The sequence below is a fragment of the Chitinophaga eiseniae genome, from assembly GCF_900167135.1.
Classification (GTDB): Bacteria; Bacteroidota; Bacteroidia; order Chitinophagales; family Chitinophagaceae; genus Chitinophaga; species Chitinophaga eiseniae.
This window is the reverse complement of the sequence record NZ_FUWZ01000001.1, coordinates 830,291-852,969: the sequence shown is the minus strand read 5'-3', so window position 1 is coordinate 852,969 and position 22,679 is coordinate 830,291. Positions and strand designations below refer to the sequence as shown.

19 protein-coding genes and 3 tRNA genes are annotated in these 22,679 nt (G+C 49.4%); 8 read left to right on the top strand and 14 right to left on the bottom strand.

The features are described from left to right. The first annotated feature begins 259 nt into the window (after positions 1–259). Positions 260–1,018 (top strand): murein L,D-transpeptidase catalytic domain family protein, encoded by a 759-nt coding sequence (locus B5D63_RS03620; RefSeq protein ID WP_235021453.1) that lies wholly within the window; start codon positions 260–262, stop codon positions 1,016–1,018. Here the strand turns inward: B5D63_RS03620 and B5D63_RS03615 are convergent. The 3 genes from B5D63_RS03615 to B5D63_RS03600 form a co-directional block, all read right to left on the bottom strand. Continuing rightward, a complete protein-coding gene (locus B5D63_RS03615) occupies positions 1,015–2,586 on the bottom strand; it encodes a L,D-transpeptidase family protein (protein WP_078667387.1) in 1,572 nt (523 codons plus the stop codon). The genes B5D63_RS03620 and B5D63_RS03615 overlap by 4 nt on opposite strands. Positions 2,587–2,889: 303 nt before the next feature. After that, the gene (locus B5D63_RS03605; RefSeq protein ID WP_078667385.1) at positions 2,890–5,421 is read right to left on the bottom strand and encodes a phosphocholine-specific phospholipase C; all 2,532 of its coding nucleotides are present in this window, start codon (positions 5,419–5,421) and stop codon (positions 2,890–2,892) included. 174 nt (positions 5,422–5,595) lie between these two features. Next, positions 5,596–6,006, bottom strand: a complete 411-nt coding sequence (locus B5D63_RS03600) for a hypothetical protein (protein ID WP_143312752.1) — start codon at positions 6,004–6,006, stop codon at positions 5,596–5,598. A 111-nt stretch (positions 6,007–6,117) separates the two neighbouring features. Here B5D63_RS03600 and B5D63_RS03595 point away from each other — a divergent pair, with 111 nt between their 5' ends. Together B5D63_RS03595 and B5D63_RS03590 are read left to right on the top strand one after the other, a co-directional pair. Continuing rightward, a complete protein-coding gene (locus B5D63_RS03595) occupies positions 6,118–6,984 on the top strand; it encodes an AraC family transcriptional regulator (protein WP_078667383.1) in 867 nt (288 codons plus the stop codon). Between the two features lie 61 nt (positions 6,985–7,045). Continuing rightward, complete coding sequence (locus B5D63_RS03590) at positions 7,046–7,912, top strand: NHL repeat-containing protein (RefSeq protein ID WP_078667382.1); 867 nt, start codon at positions 7,046–7,048, stop codon at positions 7,910–7,912. Between the two features lie 73 nt (positions 7,913–7,985). Here B5D63_RS03590 and B5D63_RS03585 read toward each other — a convergent pair whose 3' ends face one another. From B5D63_RS03585 to B5D63_RS03570, 4 genes are all read right to left on the bottom strand, one after another. Then, positions 7,986–9,122 carry a hypothetical protein gene (locus B5D63_RS03585; protein ID WP_143312751.1) on the bottom strand — a complete coding sequence of 379 codons (1,137 nt, stop codon included), beginning with the start codon at positions 9,120–9,122 and terminating at the stop codon, positions 7,986–7,988. 74 nt (positions 9,123–9,196) lie between these two features. Further along, positions 9,197–11,002, bottom strand: coding sequence for an STN and carboxypeptidase regulatory-like domain-containing protein (locus B5D63_RS03580; RefSeq protein WP_143312750.1), 1,806 nt, complete (start codon positions 11,000–11,002; stop codon positions 9,197–9,199). Positions 11,003–11,016: 14 nt separating this feature from the next. Then, complete coding sequence (locus B5D63_RS03575; RefSeq protein ID WP_078667379.1) at positions 11,017–11,997, bottom strand: FecR domain-containing protein; 981 nt, start codon at positions 11,995–11,997, stop codon at positions 11,017–11,019. 10 nt (positions 11,998–12,007) lie between these two features. Beyond that, positions 12,008–12,583: an RNA polymerase sigma-70 factor gene (locus tag B5D63_RS03570; protein ID WP_078667378.1), complete on the bottom strand. Its 576-nt coding sequence runs from the start codon at positions 12,581–12,583 to the stop codon at positions 12,008–12,010. A 511-nt stretch (positions 12,584–13,094) separates the two neighbouring features. Here B5D63_RS03570 and B5D63_RS03565 point away from each other — a divergent pair. Continuing rightward, positions 13,095–13,592 carry an OmpH/Skp family outer membrane protein gene (locus tag B5D63_RS03565; RefSeq protein ID WP_078667377.1) on the top strand — a complete coding sequence of 166 codons (498 nt, stop codon included), beginning with the start codon at positions 13,095–13,097 and terminating at the stop codon, positions 13,590–13,592. Positions 13,593–13,757: 165 nt separating this feature from the next. Here B5D63_RS03565 and B5D63_RS03560 read toward each other — a convergent pair whose 3' ends face one another. Both B5D63_RS03560 and B5D63_RS03555 read right to left on the bottom strand, forming a co-directional pair. Continuing rightward, on the bottom strand, positions 13,758–14,051 hold the full coding sequence (locus tag B5D63_RS03560) for a GNAT family N-acetyltransferase (protein ID WP_078667376.1): 294 nt from the start codon (positions 14,049–14,051) through the stop codon (positions 13,758–13,760). Positions 14,052–14,237: 186 nt separating this feature from the next. Further along, on the bottom strand, positions 14,238–15,110 hold the full coding sequence (locus tag B5D63_RS03555) for an SMP-30/gluconolactonase/LRE family protein (RefSeq protein ID WP_078667375.1): 873 nt from the start codon (positions 15,108–15,110) through the stop codon (positions 14,238–14,240). Positions 15,111–15,241: 131 nt separating this feature from the next. Here B5D63_RS03555 and B5D63_RS03550 point away from each other — a divergent pair, with 131 nt between their 5' ends. Then, positions 15,242–16,213: a DUF2157 domain-containing protein gene (locus B5D63_RS03550; protein ID WP_078667374.1), complete on the top strand. Its 972-nt coding sequence runs from the start codon at positions 15,242–15,244 to the stop codon at positions 16,211–16,213. After that, positions 16,210–17,370, top strand: coding sequence for a hypothetical protein (locus tag B5D63_RS03545; protein WP_078667373.1), 1,161 nt, complete (start codon positions 16,210–16,212; stop codon positions 17,368–17,370). The genes B5D63_RS03550 and B5D63_RS03545 overlap by 4 nt, the downstream gene beginning before the upstream one ends. Positions 17,371–17,661: 291 nt before the next feature. Here the strand turns inward: B5D63_RS03545 and B5D63_RS03540 are convergent. The 5 genes from B5D63_RS03540 to B5D63_RS03520 form a co-directional block, all read right to left on the bottom strand. Continuing rightward, positions 17,662–17,734, bottom strand: a tRNA-Gly gene (locus tag B5D63_RS03540). A 52-nt stretch (positions 17,735–17,786) separates the two neighbouring features. Further along, positions 17,787–17,862, bottom strand: a tRNA-Gly gene (locus B5D63_RS03535). A gap of 225 nt (positions 17,863–18,087) precedes the next feature. Beyond that, on the bottom strand, positions 18,088–19,314 hold the full coding sequence (locus tag B5D63_RS03530) for a PepSY-associated TM helix domain-containing protein (RefSeq protein WP_235021452.1): 1,227 nt from the start codon (positions 19,312–19,314) through the stop codon (positions 18,088–18,090). A 342-nt stretch (positions 19,315–19,656) separates the two neighbouring features. After that, on the bottom strand, positions 19,657–19,857 hold the full coding sequence (locus B5D63_RS03525; RefSeq protein ID WP_078667371.1) for a hypothetical protein: 201 nt from the start codon (positions 19,855–19,857) through the stop codon (positions 19,657–19,659). 98 nt (positions 19,858–19,955) lie between these two features. Further along, the gene (locus tag B5D63_RS03520; RefSeq protein ID WP_078667370.1) at positions 19,956–20,975 is read right to left on the bottom strand and encodes a glycosyltransferase family 2 protein; all 1,020 of its coding nucleotides are present in this window, start codon (positions 20,973–20,975) and stop codon (positions 19,956–19,958) included. Positions 20,976–21,093: 118 nt separating this feature from the next. Between B5D63_RS03520 and B5D63_RS03515 the strand changes: the two genes are divergently transcribed. After that, entirely contained in the window at positions 21,094–22,236 is a 1,143-nt protein-coding gene (locus B5D63_RS03515) for a sensor histidine kinase (RefSeq protein WP_078667369.1), read from the top strand. A gap of 107 nt (positions 22,237–22,343) precedes the next feature. Beyond that, a tRNA-Leu gene (locus B5D63_RS03510) sits at positions 22,344–22,430 on the top strand. Positions 22,431–22,679: the final 249 nt, after the last annotated feature.

The following is a 22,679-nucleotide window of genomic DNA, read 5'->3' as shown; positions in this document are numbered from 1 at the left end:
TTTAATCATAACGCAAGGGCTGTTTTGGATCTGACGTTAAAGATAATCATCCGTCCATGGGATCCTATGCTGAAATTGTCCCCTTTTTCACCAAAATTGGCCCATATAAACATTTTCCATGTATGTCAACATATTGTTAAAATAGCCGGAAGCGAGCTGGAACGGGCATTTTTGGGGCAAGATTTCCGGGCGATAATCGTTATTTTCGTACGATATGGAATAAATCATCATTCTCTAACCTTGATAAATATTTTACGGAGTGACATTGAAAGTGAAGAAGTTTATTAAACCGTTAATTTTTATTGCAACCATCGGTTTTTTTGTATTCCTGATTACCACCCTCACCTCAGCTGAAAAAAATCCTGCCCATGCGCATCGCACCCTTATACCTGCAGTGAACGACTCACTGCAGGAGGAGAGTTTGTATGACAGCATGCGGCTGGATACGACCGGCTTGTCCCGGGACGCATTTGAGAGCGCAATGCAGGGATACAATCAACTGGAAAACAATGGCCGGCTCAGGAACCCGGACATTCTCTCGATTGTCGATTTTTCGCTGCCTTCCAGCAAGAAGCGGCTTTTTGTGATCGACGTCAAAAACAAACTGCTGTTGTTTAATACGCTGGTATCCCATGGCCGGAATTCCGGTACCCTGCTGGCCAGCACCTTTTCCAATAAAATAAACAGCTACAAGAGCAGCCTTGGCTTTTATGTAACCGGCGACACCTATAACGGGGAGCATGGTTATTCCCTCCGGCTGGAAGGCGAAGAAGCCGGCATCAACGACAATGCGCTCAGCCGCGGTATCGTGATGCACAGTGCTGCCTATGTCAACGAGGCCCTGATCAAAAGCCAGGGATACATTGGCCGCAGCCTCGGTTGCCCGGCCATTCCGGAAGGTGTACACCGCAAAGTGATACAACGTATTGCCAACGGCACCTGCCTGTTCCTTTACAGCCCGGACAAATACTACTCCATGCATTCCAGGATGCTGGTGAAAGACAGTGTGAACAGCTAAAACATTTTTTGTTTCATCACCGCATCATGCCCGTACACGTCCGGTACCATGTGTAAGGTCCCGTCTTCATCCGCCCAGGCGGTGAAGTAGGTGATAATCACCGGCACCGGATGTTTTACGGCCACATATTTCTGTTTGCCGCTGTTCATGGCGGCATCTATTTTTTCAGCTGTCCATTCGGGCGCATCTTCCAACACGAACTTCGCCATCGCCACCGGGTCTTTCAGCCGTATACAACCATGGCTGTACGCGCGGTTATCCCGGTTAAACAGTCCCTTTTCGGGCGTATCATGAAAGTAGATATTGAAGCTGTTGGGAAACAGGAACTTCACACGGCCCAACGCATTGCGTACGCCCGGCCGTTGCCGCACCACCGGCAGTCCGTTCACATGCCCGGTGATTTCCATGTTCTTGCGGGCCAGGTAACCACTGTTACGCGCCATCGCCGGCAGTATCTCCTTCCGTACTATACTGCGCGGTATATTCCAGTAAGGACTGAAAACCACCTGGTTCAATTTCCCTGAAAACATGGTAGTGCTGTGCCCCTCTTTTCCCACTACAATAGGCATGTCAAAAACCTTCTGACCGTTATTGGTCACATGCAGCATAAAAGCCGGAATATTCACCACGATCAGCTTACCCTGGGGTGTGGCAGGCAACCACTTCATCCGCTGCATGTTGATCAGCAACTGTTTTAACCGCTCTCTGGCCGTTATGTTCATCGCCTTGATGACCGTATCGTTAATAATGCCATTTTCCGTATAACCATGTCCGTTACGGAAACGGTTAACGGCAGCTTCCAGTTCATTTGTAAACAGGCCGCTGCTGTCTTTTTCCTTCAGCTCTCCTGTGGCCATCAGTCTTTGTTTGATACCGATGATCACGGGAGATGACTGCCCTTTTTTTAATTGCCCTGCCACTGAATCTACCGGCTGCCACCCACCCTCTTTGACGATATCGCGGTACTTCCGCAAGGCGGGTTTCAGCTCCGCAATGGCGGGATACTGCTTTTCACTGGTATGTAGCATGGAATCGGCCATTTCCATCATATCTTCTTTCTGCATAGGCGCCATGTGCTCCATTTGCGCTACTGTTCCCCCGTTCTGCCGGAAATAACGCACCAGCCTCCAGGTAAGCATCAGCTCTGTCTGGACCATATCCGGATCGGTAGCCTTCACCCGCAGACTGTCTTCTTCCAGCAGCCTGTCCAGCTTATTGTTCAGCGGCTTGTCACCGCTGGTATCGGAGCTTTGGTTGAACAGGCTGCGGAAAGCGGCGGCCTCTTCTGTCAGCCCCCGGCTGTCGATCCAGGCAAACTCATAGTTGCGTGCATTGTAAAAGCTGCGCAGCCGGTTGGCCACCGTATCATTCAACTGCCGTTTGGTAATAAAACCTTCCAGAGCGGCCGTATCCAGGAAGAGATCATTGTAAGCGTTTTCGGGGGTGATCGCCGTATTACGGGGTGTGAGCACGTCAGCGGTCACGACTTGGGCATTCTCAGGTGCTGAGGGAGAATGACAGCCTGAAACGAGATATGCCAGCAGGGGGAACAGGAAAAGGTATCTCATGCCTTTTCACCATCAAAATAAACACCAGAACGAAAAAGAGCCGCCGCCGGCAGAAACCGGGCTGCGGATGTGGCTGCAGGGAAACAAACCGTGGAATTTCACGCGGAGTTTCACGCGGAGTTCACGCGGAGTTCACGCAAAGCACGCAAAGGAGCAAAGAGCGCAAAGATTTTTTTAAGTTTAAATAAGAAAGCAAAGGAGCGGAGATCAAATTTGATCTCCGCTCCTTTGCTTTCTCTGCTCGCTTATATAGTCTTTGCGCTCTTTGCTCCTTTGCGTGCTTTGCGTGAACTCCGCGTGAAGCTAAGCCATGGCCGGGTCGCTGACGCTTTCCGCCCCCGTTTCCACTCTTCCGGCAAAACGTTGTTCAAATTGGTCGTTGCCTTCCACTTTTACGGTAAAGTTATACCAGCGGTGGCTTCTGGTGTTATCGATAATAATGGCAGCCTGTGTATTGGCGGCAATGGTTTTGCGTATGGCAGCTTTGCCGTACGCATTGTCTGTCACCACCACGGTAATAGCTTTACTGCCGCGGTTAGCGATATGCAGGTCGCTGTTGCCGGTCAGCTGTTTGCGGTTGCGCAGGGCACGCTGATATTCACAGGTGATATCCACCCGCGGGTCTTGTGCATTACCGGCAAATTCACGGTAAAAGCCATTAGGGCCGTACGTACGCAGCCGGTATTGCCCGTCCCCGAAGGAAGACAAAGGCCAGGCGTCTTTTAGCTGATCACCGGCGGTAACGGCGTAAGACCAGGTCCGCACCGGCTCCATCTCACGACTGTCCGCCTGCAGGTATTTACCGGGAGCATACACGTTGAACGGCGAACCGGCAGCCTTCTTGCCGAACACCTCATTGGACGCGCCAAAACTGATTTCGAACGATTTCCTGTCAACAGCCAGCTTACCGTTTACATACAACTGGTAAGGCAATGCGCAGGCCACACGGGTACCAGCCTCCTGCCGCGGCATCCATTCGGCGTTAGCCGGTTGGGTATTGATCTTTTCAATTTCAGCGGCGGTGAGTTTTTTAAATTCATCCGGCAGTTTTTTGAAACGGGCGTTATACACACTTTCGATGAACTCATTCCTTTCCTGGAAGGGTACTTTTACTTTTTCACCGTTAAAAGGGCGAAACACCGACGTCAGGTCGCCGCATACCGTACGGCGCCAGGCGGAGATATTCGTTTCTTTAATGGCTTTACCCGTCTTATGTTGCAGGAAGTCTTCCATAAACTGAAGGATAGAGGTGTGGTCGAACACCTGCGAATTCACGTATCCGCCGCGGCTCCACGGGGAAGCGATCACCAGGGGAACCCGGTAACCCAAACCGATAGGGCTTTCCCGTACCGAACCGTTACCAACATGTTCTTTGGCTTGCTCCTGCTCTTTGGTAACATATTCCACTGCGGTGTCTATACCTTTGGAAACGAGTCCTGTACCGGGTTTGAAGGGCGCCACAAAAGGAGGCACGTGGTCAAAATAACCATCGTTCTCGTCGTAACAAAGGATAAAAATGGTTTTCTTCCAGACCGCTTCTTTTTGGGTGAGGATGTCCAGTACTTCAGACACATACCAGGCGCCATACCAGGGAGACCCCGGGTGGTCGGAGAACTCACCGGGAGCTACCAGCCAGGAAACGGTGGGCAACTGCCCGTTGTTCACATCGCTGCGGAACTGATGCAGAATGTCGCCTTTAGGCACCTGTACGGTCCTTTCCACATCGCCGTCTTTATAGCGCAGTGTTTCCAGCTCGTGATAGTCAGCATCCGCGATATTGGTTGTAAAGGCTTTATTATGCAGGTTTTGGGCACGTTGTGGCAGTTTAGCAAAATTGGCAGCGGTAAAAGTTTCCGCATCCTTTTTGACCTTTTCCAGTTCCTGCTTTTTCTTTTCCAGTTGCTGCTGCATCTTCTTCGCTTTATCACCGTCAGCAGCAGGGATCCCGGCTGCCAACTTCGCTATTTCTTCCGGCAGCTGCCGGATACGGCGTTGCAGGTATTTGATATGACCGGTGGCAAACCGCACGTTGAAAGCGGCAAACCATTCGATCGGGTTGTCGGTAAAGTTGGCCAGCATACCGTCCTTCTCCCCTTCGAGGCCGGCGGCGCTGATTTCGTTCTGGTATATCTTCCAGCTGATGCCGTTGTCTTCCAGTCTTTCAGGAAAAGAGGTCCAATGGGCTTCTGCACCATAGTCCACATCTTCATTCCATACATTCGCTTTGGCGCTGGCTTTCTGCTCGTCGCGCAGGGTGCCTGTCCACAGGTACAGGCGGTTGGGCGTGGTACCTGTCAGCGAGGAACAGAAATTCTGGTCACATACGGTAAAAGCATCTGCCATGGCATAATAGAAAGGAATATCCACCCGGTTGTAATACCCCAGGGTAAGCGGCATCGGCGCCCAGTCCTTGTTGCCGGACGCTTTTACCTGTAGCCATTTATCGTAACGGCCGTTATTGCGGGCGTCTACCTGGTTGCTCCAGGAGTGCGGCAGGCTGCTCATCCAGGTAGCTTTGGTATCCCGGATGTTCAGCCGGAATGGAGCATACGTTTCGTTCTTATCATTGGTCTGCAGCCATACCAGGTTGTTATTCGGGAGGCGGATAGCGCGGGGGTCGTTGTAACCTCTCACACCCCGAAGGGTGCCGTAGCAGTGATCAAACGACCTGTTTTCCTGCATCAGGATCACGATGTGTTCTGCGTCGTGGAAAGTGGTACCGGGAAGGGGGTCGATGGCCAATGCACGCTGGATGGACCCCGGGAGGGACCCGGCTACGCCGGCGGCACCAGACAGCAGGGCTGCTTTCTTGATAAAATCTCTTCTGGTGTTCATGAAATACTTTTTATTGTTCAGCTGTAAGCATCCAACAGGGTTGCTTTAAGCGGCTTAAAATAACAAAAAGTATGTTATGTCACAATTAACTGGGAAGAATGGTCACATAAAGACAATAAAAAAAGCTTCCGCGTCGCTGCGGAAGCTTTTTGCTTTATATTCACTAAAAGGAGTTTAGGAAGCGTTGTTAGCCGGGATGATCACGATTTTAAAACGCATGTTCACCGTCGGTTTCTGTGCCTGCGTACCGTTAGGCCCACGCAGCTCCACCAACAGCGTTCCAGCCTGGTGTATCACATTATAGTATTCATTGTTGAATACTTCCGGTAACAGCTCAAAGAGGTTGTATCCGCCGTTCTGCTGACGCGCAACAGAAACGACCACGCCATCCAGCTGGCTGGAATTCTGGTCCAGTTCCGGTACGTCGAACTGCACGTAATAAACGCCCTGATTATCCAACTTCCATGTCGTGGTAGACACGTCATAAAAAATTGTCTTGTTGGGGATAACCTCATTATAGTTTTTGGTACAGCTGGAAAATACTACAGCCAGCAACAGAAGTGGTAAGTATAGCCATGTTTTCATATACAAGGTGTTTGGTATGGATTAACCAAATACAATGCCATAAATATTACTTCCTACAAATGAAGAAATCCTGATATTTGTAAAAACATTTATCTTACTAATCTGCGCGTTATGTTATATCGCTTACCGCAGGAATTCGGCAGCTATCCCGGCATGCACATCAACCGCGCCGGAAAATCCGCACTGGCATGGTTCAAACTGGTGGAGCACCAGGCCAAAGCAGAAGGATTCCTCACTGAAAACACCCTCGTATTCATTATTTCCGGCAGTAAACACATCCATCTTCCCGATGAGGAGATAGTGGCTGCCGCTGGTGATCTCATACTTCTGAAAAGAGGTACCTATTTTATGTCGGCACTGCTGCCGGAAGAAGACAGGACCTTTCAGGGACTGATGCTTTGCGTGGATGACCACATCCTGCGCTCCTTCCTGGAAGAGATGGAAGACATTAAAAAAGCGCGTACAAATATCCCCATGGTGTTGCCCTGCTCTGCACAGCTCATCAATGTCCGCAACAGTATCATCGACTACATGCAGCGCGCCAATGACAACACCTGCAAACTGCTGGAACTGAAAATACAGGAGGTGTTCCTGCTGCTGCTTTCCGGCCCGCATCGCGCACAGGTACTGGCGTTCCTGCATCATATGTTCGACACCAGTACAGAAAATCTCACGCTCACTATCCGGGAACATCTGCTCAAACCATTGTCCCTGCAGGAATACGCGGCCCTATGTGGGTTAAGTCTCTCTGCCTTCAAAAGGGAGTTTGCCAAAATATATAACGCTCCACCCAAAAAATGGATCAACGACGAACGCCTCAAACATGCGGACTACCTGCTGCGCCATACGCCTAAAAATGTCAATGAAGTAGCTGATGACTGCGGATTTGAAAGCACGTCCTACTTCATTAAACAATACAAAAGCCGTTACGGCGACACGCCTAAAAATGCGCAACGGGCTAAAATTGCTATTTTCTGAACGCTTTCTGTTATTCCGCTGCTCCCTGCCAACACTATCTTTGCCATAAACCATCAACATCATGAAAACAATTTATTTGCTGATTCCCCTGCTGACAGCAGCCAGTACAGGCTTTGGTCAGATGCAACAACTCAATCGCACCCCCATGAAAGCACCGGAAAGTGTATACATCCAAGGTAGTGACTATTACATTTCCGATACCGGCGGCGATCCCACCAAAAAAGACGGCGACGGCATCCTTTATAAAATGAACAGTAAGGGCGACATTAGCATCTTTGCCAGCGGCCTGGATTCTCCTAAAGGCACCTGGGTACTGCATAACATCCTGTACACACCGGACGTGGATAAAATAAAAGGCTTCGATCTGTCTGCCGGCAAGCAGGTGTTCACCCTCGATATGGCAGCCACCGGCAGCGTGCTGCTCAATGATATCGCACCGATGAACGATTCCACCGTATTTGTCTCCGCCACAGATATCAACAAAGTGTATATCGTGCATCTGGGCGCACAGCCCCGCTATGAAGAACTGGCATTTGACAACCCGGTAAAAGGCGCCAACGGCGTGATCTACGACGGCAAACGGCAACGCCTCTACGTATGCGGCTTTGGCGCAGCTGGCACGCCCAACGGTGAAATCGGCTATGTGGACCTGACGCAGAAGGATAAAAAATTCGTCCGCCTCACAGACCGTACCGGCTACTACGACGGCATCGCCCTCACCAAACACAACACGCTGCTGGTGTCCGACTGGGTGGCATTTGAAAAAAAAGGCGTAGTAGTGGAAGTAGATCTCAAAACCGGTAAAACCACTACCGTCAATAAAGAGCCGATCTCCGGCCCGGCTGATTTTACGCTCAGCAAACAGGGAGATGTGATTACTCCGGCGATGATGGAAGGCAATGTGCTGCGCTTCTCTCCCAAACACTAACGTACACGGTTATATAAAAATAAAGGGAGCGTGTCGTGCCGCTCCCTTTCTGTTTTTAAACACAGGCAAGTGATTATAATCTAACCTGCACACCGACTGTTCCCCCGATGTAAGCACCGTCAAACTTATCGTTCCGGCGATGTTTAGACCAGATATAGTATGGCGCCAGGTCTTCACCCACACCTTCTTTGGTATTGACCCAGTTAAAGGTAGGACCCGCAAACACTTCTATATTGTTGCCAAACCGGTAGGCCGGGAAAGCGCCAAAGGAGCTTTTATTGTACACTGCTCTATGGAAGTCGGTATTAGTGGTATGGGTGGCTTCCATATTAATCCGGAAATGGGAATTGATAAACAGGTGTGCACCGATACCACCTTGAAGTACGTAGCGGGTGGCGCTGTCACCTTTGAAATTGTAGCCGACGCCCACAATACCGTATAACACGCGTCCGCCGGATTTGAAGGAGAGGACCGTATTGGACATTTCATCCACGCTCAGGCTGATTTGTCTTTCACCATTTTTCACGATGTTGATCAGGGCAATCGAATAATCACTGCTGTCGGCAATGTTCAGGAAACCTGCTACCTGCACACCTTTCACTTTTTTAGCCACGTTCATGAAGCCGGCGATCTGTGAATTAGCGTCTTTGGCCTGGTTGATGAAACCCGCTACCTGTACCTTTGCGGAGCGATGGCTGTTTAAAAAGCCCGTAACAGCCACGCTCACGCTGTCGGTAAGGTTCATGAAACCGGATATCTGTCCGCTGTTGCCATCGCTTTTCTGCGCGATGTTGGCAAAGCCGGCCAATTGATATCCCTGCAGCTTACCGGCCTGGTTCATGAAGCCCGTCACCATGATACCATGCGCGTCTTGCCGCACCATGTTCATAAACCCTGAAATACTGGCGCCTCTTGTAAGGTTACCGATATGATTGGAAAAACCGGCGATGGCAGCGCCGCTGTTGCTTTCTTTGATAATATTGGAAACACCTGCGATCGCTGCGCCGGTTTCTCCTTTGGAAAGACCCGCGATAACGTGCAGTGAAAAATGATTGACATAGCTGGCAGCCTGTGTGCCGTTGGTACTAAGCGGATAAACGATCCCCACATGGGCCGGTCTGGCATTCGACTGTCCCGATACTTTTATAGTAAAACTGTTAACGGTCAGTAGGGATAAAACGATCATTCTGGTCAAGGTAGTTATTTTCATATCAGTGTGTATTAATGCGTACTGATTAACGACACGTCAATAAACAACTACCCCTATGCAGCGACAAATAAAAATCAGAAAATGCTGATGCCCGCCTGCCAGCCTACCCAGCCGCGGCCCGCATCTCCCAATGTGAAAGGATGATAGCCGGAGCCCGGAAGCTCAGACATATAACCGGGTTTGGGGTCCCATTCTTCATATAAGTGAAACGACATGGCCGGACCGGCGAAAATGGAAATTTTGTCTGAGATCCGGAAGTTCAGCAAAGGTTGTACCCTGTACAGCTGGGAATCTTTGTTGTTACCGGTATACAGGCTCTGGCCGGTGATTTCAGCCGCGAGGAAAAGGCGTTTGTTAAAATTAAACTCCTTGCCGATACCATATCCCACGGTATATATTTTGTTATCGCCCACATTGAGACCGGCGAGCAAGATGCTGTATAACTTGCTGCTGCCCGTCTTCCACGCCACGTTGTAGTTCACCACCTCATTGGTATATACAGACAGTTTGTGATAACCATGTTTTACGATATTAACAAGACCGATGGTATAACCGGAAGAAGTATCCGCAATATTCACCAATCCTATCTGCACTCCTTTGAGATGCCTGGCATAGTTGAAAATGGTGCCGAGCTGCAGCCCTCTCATCGTACCATGACTGATATTCCCGATAGTGGACAGCTGCGTGCCGCCAACATCGTGGCCGGCGTAGTTGTATACCCCGCTCAACTGAACGCCTGATACTTCACCGCCAACATAGTTGCCGACACCTGATAGCTGCCAGCCGTCTGCATCTCCCTGTATGATACCCAGTACGCCCTGTGCCTGCACGCCCTCCATATTACCATGTATCTGATCGAGAACACCGGAAATCTGTACGCCATTTGTGCTCCCTTCCACAATATTGCTGACTCCCGCCACCTGTACACCGCGCACGGAATCCAGCACCTGGTTGTGAACACCGGCTATCTGCACGCCCTTCGTTTTTCCTCCTACCACGTTAAAAACGCCTCCCACCTGCACATGCTGCATATTGCCTTTCACGATATTAAATACAGTGCCCATTTCAAAGCCATCCACCCCCGCGGCATAACCGCCGATAAAATTGATGGAGAACTTGTTGACCACCTGTCCGCTCATTCTTCCGTGTGAACCAAGGCCGGGTGTCAATGAAGCCTGATAGGGTTTATCGGCAAAGAAACCGCCAATGTTGAGGCTCTGCATTTTCTGGCGGGAAGACAGCACGGTACGTCCCCACCACGTTTTTTCCACCTTCATATTATGGCCGGTAATTTCCACCACCCGCAGCTGATAGCTCACGGGAGAAATATTCACCGCCAGCTCCTGGTCCTGCCCGGCATGTACCAGTACAGAGGTGTCGGTATACAGGTCTTTACTAATGCTGATGGCTGCGGTAGGGGTTTTATCCCGCAACCGCAGCCTGAAATATCCTTCGTTATTGGTTAAAGTGGAAATAAGTTGCTGTCGTTCGTACACGCTCGCATTCGGTACCCGTTGTCCTGTTTTACTGTCCGTCACGAAACCCGTGACCTGGTAATAAACTTGTCCGGGTGATTTTTTGAAGAGGATGATATAGTTGCCCGATTCTTTGTAGAGATATTCTCCGTCCAATAGCTGATCCAACGTTTGCCGGACCGTTTTATTTTTCACCGAGATACTGACGAGACTGTCCTGCGGAAGAATATTACTGATATAAGAGAAGAAAAAATTACCCTGCTTGGAAATGATGTTCAGTACTTCCGATAACTTTTGTTTTTTGGCTTCCACCGTTACGGTCCTGTTCAGCAGGCCCTGTGCCTGTGCGGAAAGTGAGAAAGTGGTGATCAGTATTAGTATTGTCAATATTCTGCTAAACGACATACGTTGTGCTACAGTTATTTCAGGGTAATATTGTTTTCATGCTGGTCTACGGTGATACCGTAAGTAAGCCCGATAATTTTCAGTGTGCTGTCGAGGGAGCTGTTACTGAAGGTAACGCTGATCGGCAGGTCACGTTTGGCGGCATTGGCGATTACGATGTTTACGCCATACGCTTCATTCAGGATATCTACCAGTTTCCACAGCGGTGTATTGTTGCAGACAAATGTTTGTGTGCGGTAGTAGTTATACAGTTCATCGGTATTGCTTTGTTTTACCGGTGCGTCGTCTTTATCTGTCACGATGGCTTTCTCGTTGCGCTGCAGCTGTACGCTGTGGTGTTGTTTGGTTACCTCTACCGCGCCTGTTTCCACGATTACTTCTGTTTTACCATTGACACTTTTGATATTGAAGGAAGTACCGAGTACTTTTACGGTCACGTCGTTTACTTTGATCACGAAGGGGCGGCCCGGGTCCTGCGCTACGTTGAAGAAGGCCTCACCTTCCAGTTTCACGTGTCTTTCTTTGGAAAAGGAGTTCGCGTAACTGATAGAAGATTGTTTATTCAGCGTCACAAAAGAGCCGTCTGGCAAAGTATCCAGTCTGACTGCATTACTGGCGTAAACGGTATGCTGTGGCCGGGATGCTTTCATGAACCAGAATCCGGCAGCGCCCAGCAGTACCAGCAAAGTGGCTGCGATGGCGAGGTTCCGGCGCCAGGTGGAGAAGTCGGTTTTGATAATGCGGGCGCCTCCGCTGTTTTCGTTGGTACTTACCCGTTGCTGGAAGCGTTTCCAGGCGTCGTCTTCGTTAACAGTGCTAACGGCCGCCAGCTTTTTACTTTCATCCCAGATGAGCCGGAAATGTTCATAGTATTTGGCATTGGCGCTATCGGCAGCCATCCATGCCTCCACGGAATGCTGTTCTGCCGGCGTGGTGATGCCTAACATGAATTTTACCAGCAGATCGTCGTTTATATGGTCAGTTTGCTTTTTCACGGTAGAAGGTTTAGAGGTGGAGCAATATTAACAACAGGGGAAGAAAGTCCACCAGGTTGAGGCGCAGCAGCTTCAGCGCTTTGCCCATCTGGTTCTCCACCGTTTTCACCGAGATATCAAGCTTATCGGCAATCTCCTGGTATTTTAGTTCTTCGAAGCGGCTCAACTGGAAGATGGTCCTGCATTTCTCCGGAAGATCACGGAGCGCTTTGTGCAGCTTTTCCTCCAGTTCCCGCATGGTCACTTTCCCGGACGTATTGCCGGTATCCCTGTTATTGCTCATTTGATACTGGGTATGTGCCTGATGCGTGGCTTTTACTTTCTGATGCCGCAGGTAATTGATGCTTTCGTGATATACCGCCCTGTAGAGGTACCCGGAGATAGTTTGTTTGATCTTGATATCTCCTGATTTCTCCCACAGTTTACAGAATACATTCTGCACCATTTCTTCCGCCATCACTTCATCTTTCAATATGGTACAGGCATAGGCATGCAAGCCTTTAAAATGGGTTTTAAATGCCTGTTCAAAAGTTAATACGTCTTCTTTTTCCAGTAACGAAGTATCACCTGGATGTTGCAACTCCATGCGTAGGTTTTGATAACTATAGTCAAAGATAATTCCTTCTGCCAATTGAAATGCTTTCCAAGACGACACCTAAAGATAAGGTTACCCCTATGGAGCGCTAAAAATTTTTCATGCAAAGGCGCTAAGCAGCTAAGGTGCAAAGGTGCGGAAAATATATTATCACAAATATTAAATTATTAAACCATACATAATAATGAAATAATAAAGCGAATACATTGGCCGGCCTTTAAATTTATCATGATTGGCAATTAGACCTGAGCGCCTTTGTGTGCAAAACACCAGTCCTTTGCTCCTTTTGCTGCTTCGCTCCTTTGCGTGCAAAACACCGGTCTTTGCGCCTTTTGCTGCTTAGCTCCTTTGTGTGCAAAACACCGGTCTTTGCTCCTTTTGCTGCTTCGCTCCTTTGCGTGCAAAACACCGGTCTTTGCGCCTTTTGCTGCTTAGCTCCTTTGCGTGAACAATTTAACATTCTCTTATATATCTATTCCATAATATTGCTGAAAACTATATCATGAAATATTTTTGCGCTGTCGCACTGATGCTGCTCATGAGCACCGCAGCATTTTCGCAGAAGACCGCCTATATCAATTTTCAGCAGTTGATTGCTGCTATGCCCGAAACCAAACAAGCGACTGACACGCTGCAAAAATATCAGCAGGAGCTTGCTAAAGACGGACAATACCTTGTTGCAGAATATACTAAGAAACTGCAGGAGTATGACAGTCTTGCCACTAAATGGACACAGCAGATCAAAGAAATAAAAGAGAAAGAATTGCAGGACGCACAGGCCAGCATCCAGGACTACCGGCAGCGGATGGAAGAGAAATTACAGCTGAAGGACCAACAGTTGCTGGTGCCGATCATGGATAAAGCTAAAAAGGCGCTGAAGGCGGTAGCTACTGAAAAAGGCTACACGATGGTGATTGACAATTCGAAGGATGAAGTGCTGATCGGTTCAGAGACCGACGACCTGATGACATCGGTAAAAGCGAAGCTGGGACTGAAATAATTATCCAAACTCAGACTTTAAAACTTAAACGGGCTGATTTATTTATTGGGTTGCTTGTAGCGTTTGAAGATACTCCTCTCCTCCCGCCATTCGGAAAAAGTACTTTTCCTGCAACAGCCCAATAAATAAACAGCCCGTTTACTTTAAAATCGTTTACTCTTTTCGTTAGATGTGCAGTCCATGTGCCAGCAGTGTTTTCCATTTAGGATTGCTGCGCACGTATTCCGCTACTTTTTTGCTGGAAGGGACCATCCGGATATTCTGTGCAGAAATTTCCTCCATCACTTTACCCAGCATCATCGGCAGCACTCCTTGTTTTTCCAGGGTCGGCGGCACTTCTGCGCCTGTCAGGAAAATACGGCTGCCATTTCTTTCATAAATAACCTTTGCCAGCTGTCCTGCGATATGCGCCTCAAACTGCCTGGCCTCTTTGTTGTCAATAATTGTAAAATCCTTCATGACTGTTCATTAGTTTATACAATACACTTGAATGTTTCAGTAGCGTACTAAAGGGAAGTATTATAAAAGGGAAGTTGGATAAGATAGCGCTGCTCTGGTATTAAAATACCCTAAAAATGCCCGTTCATACCTACAAAAGTACGAAAAAAACACGAGAATTCGTGAAACAATCAAATGTATATTAAACTAATATTTAAAATAGTTGACAGGCAGGCCTTTAAAAGGAAGCCTCGCGTGAAACACGTTTCCACTCATAGGATGGGCCTCCAGCTGTTGGGGCGTCATGTGTTCCCTGGCCGTGGTGATCAGCATTTCCTGCATATCCGGGCCGCCGAAAACACAGCAGGACACCTGCGGGGCCGGCACCTCTATTTTCCCCAGCAGCTGCCCGTTGACCGGATTCCAGCGGTATACCCCGCCACCGCCCCATTGGGCCACCCATAACATGCCTTCGCTATCGATGGTCATCCCGTCGGGCGATCCCAGTTCAGCAGGAATCACAACGACATTGCGCAGGAATTTAATTTCACCGGAATTCACGTCATAGGCATATTCCTGGACCCTGTTGGTCACGGTATCATTAAAATACATCCGGTCGCCATACCATACGATCCCGTTGGAGATACTTACCTGCGGGATCTTGATCACCGGCGGACGGTTATGGTCAATACAATACAAAGCGCCATTATCGCGCTGCGTGGTCAGGTGCATGGTACCGATCCACAGCCGGCCGGCCGGGTCACACTTGCCATCGTTGCAACGGAGGCCGGGATTCCCGTCCAGCACCGCCAGCGTGCGGCCCAGGCCCTGCTCCGGCGAGAAACGCGCCACACGGCCATGAAGCCCCAGCAGCAATTCATTGCTGCCCTGTACCGGCACTATCATCGTCACATACTCGCCTATATGATATTGGGTCCGTTGTCCTTTACCGTCCATCATATACAGGGAATGGCCCAAAATATCCACCCAGCACCATGCCGAGCGTTCCGGCCACCAGAATGCTCCTTCGCCCAGCTCAAAAGGCCCTGTGGAAAACAATGTTGATTGATACCTCTCCATGGGATGAAAATACGAATTACGCTTTACGAATTATAAATTTTTGACGCCCTCATGATACGTTCACATAGCAACTTTCCCGGAAAACAGCCTCTAATTCGCAATTCATAAAGCGTAATTCGTATTTTCACTGCATGAACATTGATACTTTCTCCAAACTCCAAAAAGAAGGATTGATCAGTGACGAGGAAATGCAACGTGTTACCCATGCGGAAAACAACCGCCTTTTCTCCCTCCACTGGGAAATCAAATCAGCCCTGTACCTTGGCGTACTACTACTGAGCGGCGGCCTCGGTATCCTCGTTTACAAAAACATCGATACCATCGGGCACCAGGTGATCCTCCTCTTCATTGCGTTGTTGTGTATTGGCTGCTATGCCTACTGTTTCCGGCATCGGGCACCCTTTTCCCGTGAAAAAACCGAATCGCCCAATGCCTTCTACGATTATGCGTTACTGTTAGGCAGCCTCACCTTCGTCACCTTTATCGGTTACCTGCAGTTCCAGTACACCGTATTTGGCACCGCTTACGGTCTTGCCACCTTTATCCCCATGGTGGCCTTGTTTGCCACGGCCTACTACTTCGATCACCTGGGCATCCTCTCTATGGCTGTCACCAATCTGGCCGCATGGGCGGGCATTGCCATCACGCCATTCCAGATACTGTCGCAGAATGACTTCGGCAATGAGAACCTGATTTACATCGGCGTGGCGCTGGGCATCGGCCTTGTGGCGCTGGCAGAGCTATCAGAGAAACGTAATTTCAAAAAACACTTTGCCTTTACCTACCGCAACTTCGGCGTTCACATCTTCTTCATCGCCACCATCGCCGCCATGTGCATCTTTGAAAAATGGTTTGGGCTCTGGTTCCTGCTGTTAGCCGCCGGCGCTTACCTCACCTGGCACCGCGCCTTCCGCGACCACTCCTTCTACTTTGTACTACTGGCGGTATTATACGGCTATGTGGGCCTGAGCATCCTGCTGGGACGCACCGTGTTCAATCACCTGGCAGACGATATCTATTCCGGGTTCCTGTACATGATATTTTCTACGGTAGGTGTTATTATGTTCTTAATCAAACTCAATAAAAAAATCAAACAACAATGATCGCCTGGTCTTCAGTAACCCTCGATAATCTCTATGTACAAAACGAGGCTGACAAAGCACACCGCCAGGGATGCATCAGCACCGAAACACAGGAAGCGATACGTAAAGCGCATCCGGTGGACCTTTATACGCCCAACCCCGTCATCCGCGTCGGGCTTTTTCTGCTCACAGCTATTGTGGTCGCTTTTACCAGCGGGTTCTTTTTATTGCTGGCACTCAGCAGCGATACTCCTACCGGTTTCCGGGTAGCGCTGATACTGGCGTCGTTGCTCTGCCTGGGCGTACTGGAATTTGCCATCAGCCAGAAAAGACCTTACCGCTCCGGCATCAACGAAGCCTTGTTATGGAGCGCCGTCGGGCTGTTTTGCTGCGGTATTTTCATCGAAAACTACGACATGTCGGAAAGTGCATGGGCGCTGACCGTCTTTATTCTTACGGTACTGGGCACGCTGCGCTATGCCGATATGGTTTCTTCCGCCGTTGCCTATCTCTCCTTTCTGCTGCTGGTTTTCTGGCAAGCGCTAAAGATCCCTTACAGCACAGCATTCATGCCGTTCCTGCTCATGGGTATCTCACTGGCGGTGTACCTGATCAGCAGCCGGCTCGTAAAACGTCCGGCACTGCGGCATTACAGCGACTGCTTTACCCTGTTGCGCGTTTTATCGCTGATAACGCTCTATATGGCCGGCAACTACTACGTGGTACGGGAAACCAACAGCATGTTGTTCATGCCGGACAATGATACCGGTATTCCCGCCGGATGGCTCTTCTGGGCCCTGACGGTGATCATTCCTCCGTTGTATATCTACCTGGGCGTTCGTAAAAAAGATGCCGTGCTGCTGCGTACAGGCGTTATTCTAATTGCCATGATCGTATTCACGATACGATATTACCACAGCGTAATGCCGCTGGAATCGGCCATGGCACTGGGCGGACTGGTGCTGACAGGCGGCGCATGGGCGTTGATAAGGTACCTGCATACCCCTAAAAACGGTTTCACCTATGCCCCATCTGATGAGTCAGGCATGGCAGACAGACTGAAACTGGAATCGTTGATTATAGCACAAACATTCCCGCCAACAGCAAGACCGGCAGACACACATCCCAATTTTGGCGGTGGTTCCGGCGGCGGCGGCGGCGCCAGCGGCGATTTTTAAACTGAATAAAAAATATTTATAGACAGGAAGCGCATCGGCAACGGTGCGCTTTTTTGTGAGCACGTCCTATGGTAAGGCGCTGGCCACACCCCGGGCGTGCAGAAAACGAGCAGGCCACACCGGCAAAATGAGCGCCTCAGGGAAAAGCCCTGACAAAAGGCTTGTTCTGATGTGTAGGGAAAAGAAGACAAGACGTAACAGCAAAAGAAGCGTTTCACGTAAAAGTCCAGGCGGAAGCGCCTGTGTACCGGACATAAAAAAGCCTGATCATGATGTATGATCAGGCTTTAGAGCGGAAGACCGGGCTCGAACCGGCCACCCCGACCTTGGCAAGGTCGTGCTCTACCAAATGAGCTACTTCCGCAATTTTGACTAAGAACTTTTTTCGACGGGGGATGCTGCTAAGCATTCCGGCTTGGAGCGGAAGACCGGGCTCGAACCGGCCACCCCGACCTTGGCAAGGTCGTGCTCTACCAAATGAGCTACTTCCGCAGGTGTTTTAACACATAAATTTTTAAGAACTTCCCAACTGTTGGCGCTTTCAGCGTGTTTGTTTTGCCGTGTGGCGTTTTCGTTGGGATTGCAAAGATAGGAAACGGACTGAAAACACAAAATATTTTTTCAAAGTTTTTAAAAAAATAATTGCACACAATTGTAAATCATCTCCATGAAATCAATACCATGGCCGATTCCAGAGAAACAAAAATTATTACACTTTTATACAGTATTCAATCGCGCGACAGGTTTTGCCACTTTCTTTTTTGATTTTTTCTGTTTGCCCCACCAGATATAAAAACCGGTCACCGGCAGCGAGGCACAGATGAAACTGATGATGAACGCAATTATTTTTCCTGGCAGGCCACCGATAGCGCCCACATGAATATCGTAATTCATAGCGATCAGTTTCTCGCCGCGGTTCTTCTTTTTGTATTCACTATGCCCCACCAGTTTACCCGTATATTGATCAAACTGATACTCGTCACTGCCAAAGAAAATGTCTTCTCCCCTGTAGCCGCCCAGGGTATGCACGCCTTCAGGGTACGCTGCCGGATATACGAAAACACGGCCGGCGTCTTTAAGCAGCGGCTGAACGGTAGTAAAAGCGATGTCCAGCGGGTTACCGGTGGCCACAGCGATAGCCGGGCCGGAGGTTACCTGTTTTACCGCGGGCGCCTCCGTAGTGCCGGCGGCGGCCACATATACGGCTTTCTGGAACCAGGTGAAAGCCCATACCATCCCTGTGAGGGCCAGCACCAGTGCGATGATAAGGCTATAGAACCCCAGCACATTGTGCAGGTCGTAATTCACCCGCTTGAAACTGGCCTTCCATTTTATTTTGAAACTCTGGTCACGGGTCGCTTTGGTCCAGCGTTTAGGCCACCACATGATGAGGCCGGTGATCAGCAGGATCACAAACACGAAAGTGCTCCAGCCTACTATCGGTTGGCCGTATTTGGTGTTCAACAGCAGGCTCCAGTGTATCATCTTCACGATGGGGAAGAAAGTGTTTTTGTAGTCAATACGGCCGGTAACGGCCCCGGTATACGGGTTGACCATGATCGCCTCGTAATATTCCACGCAGCCGAAATAGGTCAGTGCGGTATCATTGGCTTTATAGGCGAGAAATTCCCAGGCGCGGTCCGTCGCCCGCCAGGCGGTGACAGACATAATAGGCTTATCCCCCAGTGCCTGCTGTGCGCTTGCCTTCAGCTCGCTCAGCGGCAGCGTATGCTCCTGCGGCGTCACAAACATTTCCTTGTGGTAAACCACTTCGCTGATTTCCCGTTGGAAAACAAACAGGCACCCTGTTACACTGATAATCAGCACAATAATGCCGGACGCGAGCCCCAGCCACAGGTGCAGCTTGTCCACCACTACTCTTGCCAAAGATTTTTTACCGGGTTTGTGCGCTTCCTTTTTTTTCCGTTGGACCATTGTTCTCATAAAGCCATGCCGGCATTATCCGGCATTACAAAATTCCTCGCTTATGGGTTAACACGGTACTCGCATCGGGAATATAATTTACGCGATAGGGAAAAGCATCGGTAAATACGCCAGTGTACGGATGTAATATCAGGCAACAAGGCTGAGAGTATAAAACAAGGCAGGAGGGTACAATAAAAACAAAGCCTAGAGACACCATACCGGGAAAATAACGCAGGTATCAGAAAAATCAGGGAAAATCAGGAGAATCAGGAGAATCACGGGGTCAAAAAAACCTCCCGGGGAAAACCGCGGGAGGCTGGATAATTATGTTTGTCAGTAAATAAGCGTTGCTTATATTACTTATTTATACTTCGGATTGTACAAGGAACTTTCCTGAACAGTCACATCAGGCTTACCCGGATATTTGTGTTTGTACAGATTGTAGCAGCCGCCGAGTAAAAACGCCACTAAACAAAACAGACCCACATAATAAAAGAAACGGGAGCGGGAAACCCTGTCGCGGGTGATGTCATTCTTATTTTCTACTGTATTGTGTTCCATATTCAGTTTATTTCCGGTGCAAACCTAACAAATATTTTGGATTTATGTATGTAGTTATCGGGATATTTTAGGGAGAAGAGCCCCTGTTTCCCCGATTTTTATATCAGGTCTTTGAACTTCTTCCTGCGGAGGAAGTAATAACGCCAGATCATGATTCCGTGGAAAACGCCTTTCATTTTCATCAGCTTCACTTCCGGCAGCTCATGTTTGTTGACATAGGTCTTCCGCCAGCGGTAATAATCGCGATAGGCGCGCCAGATAGCGGCCATGTCTTTGGGTTTGCCTGACACCAGGCTTTTCACTGCCGCCAGGATATCGAGGAAAAAACGTTGGAACAATACGATCCAGCGGTCTTCGCTATGCAGGTTTTTCCACAGCATCATGAGGTTGTTGCGGAAATTGAGATAGAGCTTGCGGGGATTGCCCTGTGGCAGGCTGCCTCCGCCAACGTGGAACACTTTGGAACCGGGGCAGTAGCATACCCGGTAGCCGGCCCGCTGCAGGCGCCAGCACAGGTCCACTTCTTCCATATGGGCGAAAAAGTCACGGTCAAAACCACCTACCTGGTGAAAACAGGCCGAACGGATAAAGAGCGCGGCACCCGTTGCCCAGAAAACATCCTGCACATCGTCATACTGTCCTTCGTCTTTTTCCGTGGTATAAAGAATGCGGCCCCGGCAGAAGGTATAGCCCAGCACATCCATCCAGCCGCCGGCGGCGCCGGCATATTCAAACTCGTCCGGCTGATGGTAAGCCCGCATCTTAGGCTGGCAGGCCGCGATGCGCGGATCAGATTCCATCAGCGCCACCACCGGCTCTATCCATCCCGGTTCCACCTCCACGTCCTGGTTCAGTAACACATAAATATCGGCCTCCACATGCGCCAGCGCTTCATTATACCCGCCGGCAAAACCGTCGTTGGACGGATTACGGATAATACGTACCGATGGGTAGTTGGCGGCCACAAACGCCACACTGTCGTCAGTAGAAGCGTTATCGGCCAGCACCAGCTGCAGATTACCATAAGTAGAGCGGCACACTGACGGCAAAAACTTCTCCAGGAAAGCCTTCCCGTTCCAATTTAATATAACGACAGCAACTGATGGCAATATGTGCAAATGATATTACGTTTATGCGTGAATAATAAAATTAAGAGATGCAAATATGCAACAAAGGATTCTAATATTTGCTAATCATCCCGAATCATCAAAGCGGAATAAGGCTTAAATTAGTTATATGTTTAGACAATACATCGGGTGGAAGTTCGTGCTGGCCTCCATAGCAGTGCTCATTATCGTGACCACGATATGGTTCGTCAGCAACCTGACAAGAAAAATACAGGATGAAGAACGCAAAAAAGTAGCCACCTGGGTAGAAGCCAACCGGGAACTGCTCAAGTCAGGCCCCGACGCCAATCTTAACCTCGCGGTGGAAATAGTGACCAACAATACCACCATCCCGCTTATCCTTACCGATAAACAGGGACGTATCCTCGACAGCCGCAACCTCGACTCCCTGCGCATCGCCCAAAACCCGGGCTACCTGCAGGAACAACTGCAGGCCTTCAAAAAACAACACCCGCCGTTTGCCGTGGAAGCAGGCCATCAGCAATACAACTATGTGTATTACGGCGACTCTCTTATCCTCCGGCAAATACGCTACTACCCCTACATACAACTGGGCGTGGTCACCCTTTTTATCGCACTGGTGCTCTTCGCCCTCTCCAGCACCAACCGCGCCACGCAGAACCAGGTGTGGGTAGGCCTCGCCAAAGAAACCGCCCACCAGCTGGGCACCCCCCTTTCATCTATGGAGGCATGGCTGGAAATCCTCCGGGAAAATGAAGCCAACACCATGATGGTGACAGAACTGGCCAAAGATGTAGACCGCCTCAAACTCATCACCGACCGCTTCTCTAAAATAGGCAGCGTGCCCAAACTGGAAGAACGTGATGTGCTCGAACAAATTGAAAACATGACAGCCTACATCCGGAAAAGAGCGCCGCAGAAAGTGCGCTTCTCCGTTCACTCCGCCGAAAAAGAACTGCCCGTCATGATCTCGCCCCCGCTGTTTGACTGGGTAGTGGAGAACCTGCTGAAAAATGCGCTCGACGCCATGGAAGGCAGCGGCCATATCGATATCAACATCGACAACCACCCCACCTTCGTGACCATCGATATCTCCGACAGCGGCAAAGGCATTCCCAAAATGCACTTCGAAAAAGTATTCAAGCCCGGCTTCAGCACCAAAAAAAGAGGATGGGGGCTAGGGCTCTCCCTCGCCAAAAGAATCATCGAAGAGTATCATAAAGGAAGACTTTTTGTAAAATCTTCAGAAATAAACAAAGGCACTACTTTCCGCATCCTGCTTAGGAAATAACCGGTTTCACCCTCACCGCCAAAGACACATTTTTGAGAAAAAGCATAAATAAATTTGCTTATTTCTAAAAAGCCATTATTTTTGCAGCCCATTCTACCAGAAAAGATGCGAAGGTGGCGAAATTGGTAGACGCGCTACTTTGAGGTGGTAGTGCCTGAAAGGGCTTGGGAGTTCGAATCTCCTCCTTCGCACCACTTAAACAAAACCCGCTCCAGGAGCGGGTTTTGTCGTTTTATGCAGCGTTACCCTCACACAAAAAGGCAATCTCTTCCGCCCCCCTTTATCATTCTATTTCCAATCAATTGACTAACAAGCACTTAATCCCTACTCACCGGCAGCTTTCTTAACAATTCCTTCATCGTTCCTTAACCTTCAGCTAACAATAAAAGAAGAATTTAGCCATAACCCCCAGACAGGAAATTGCACTATCTTATTGTTAAACC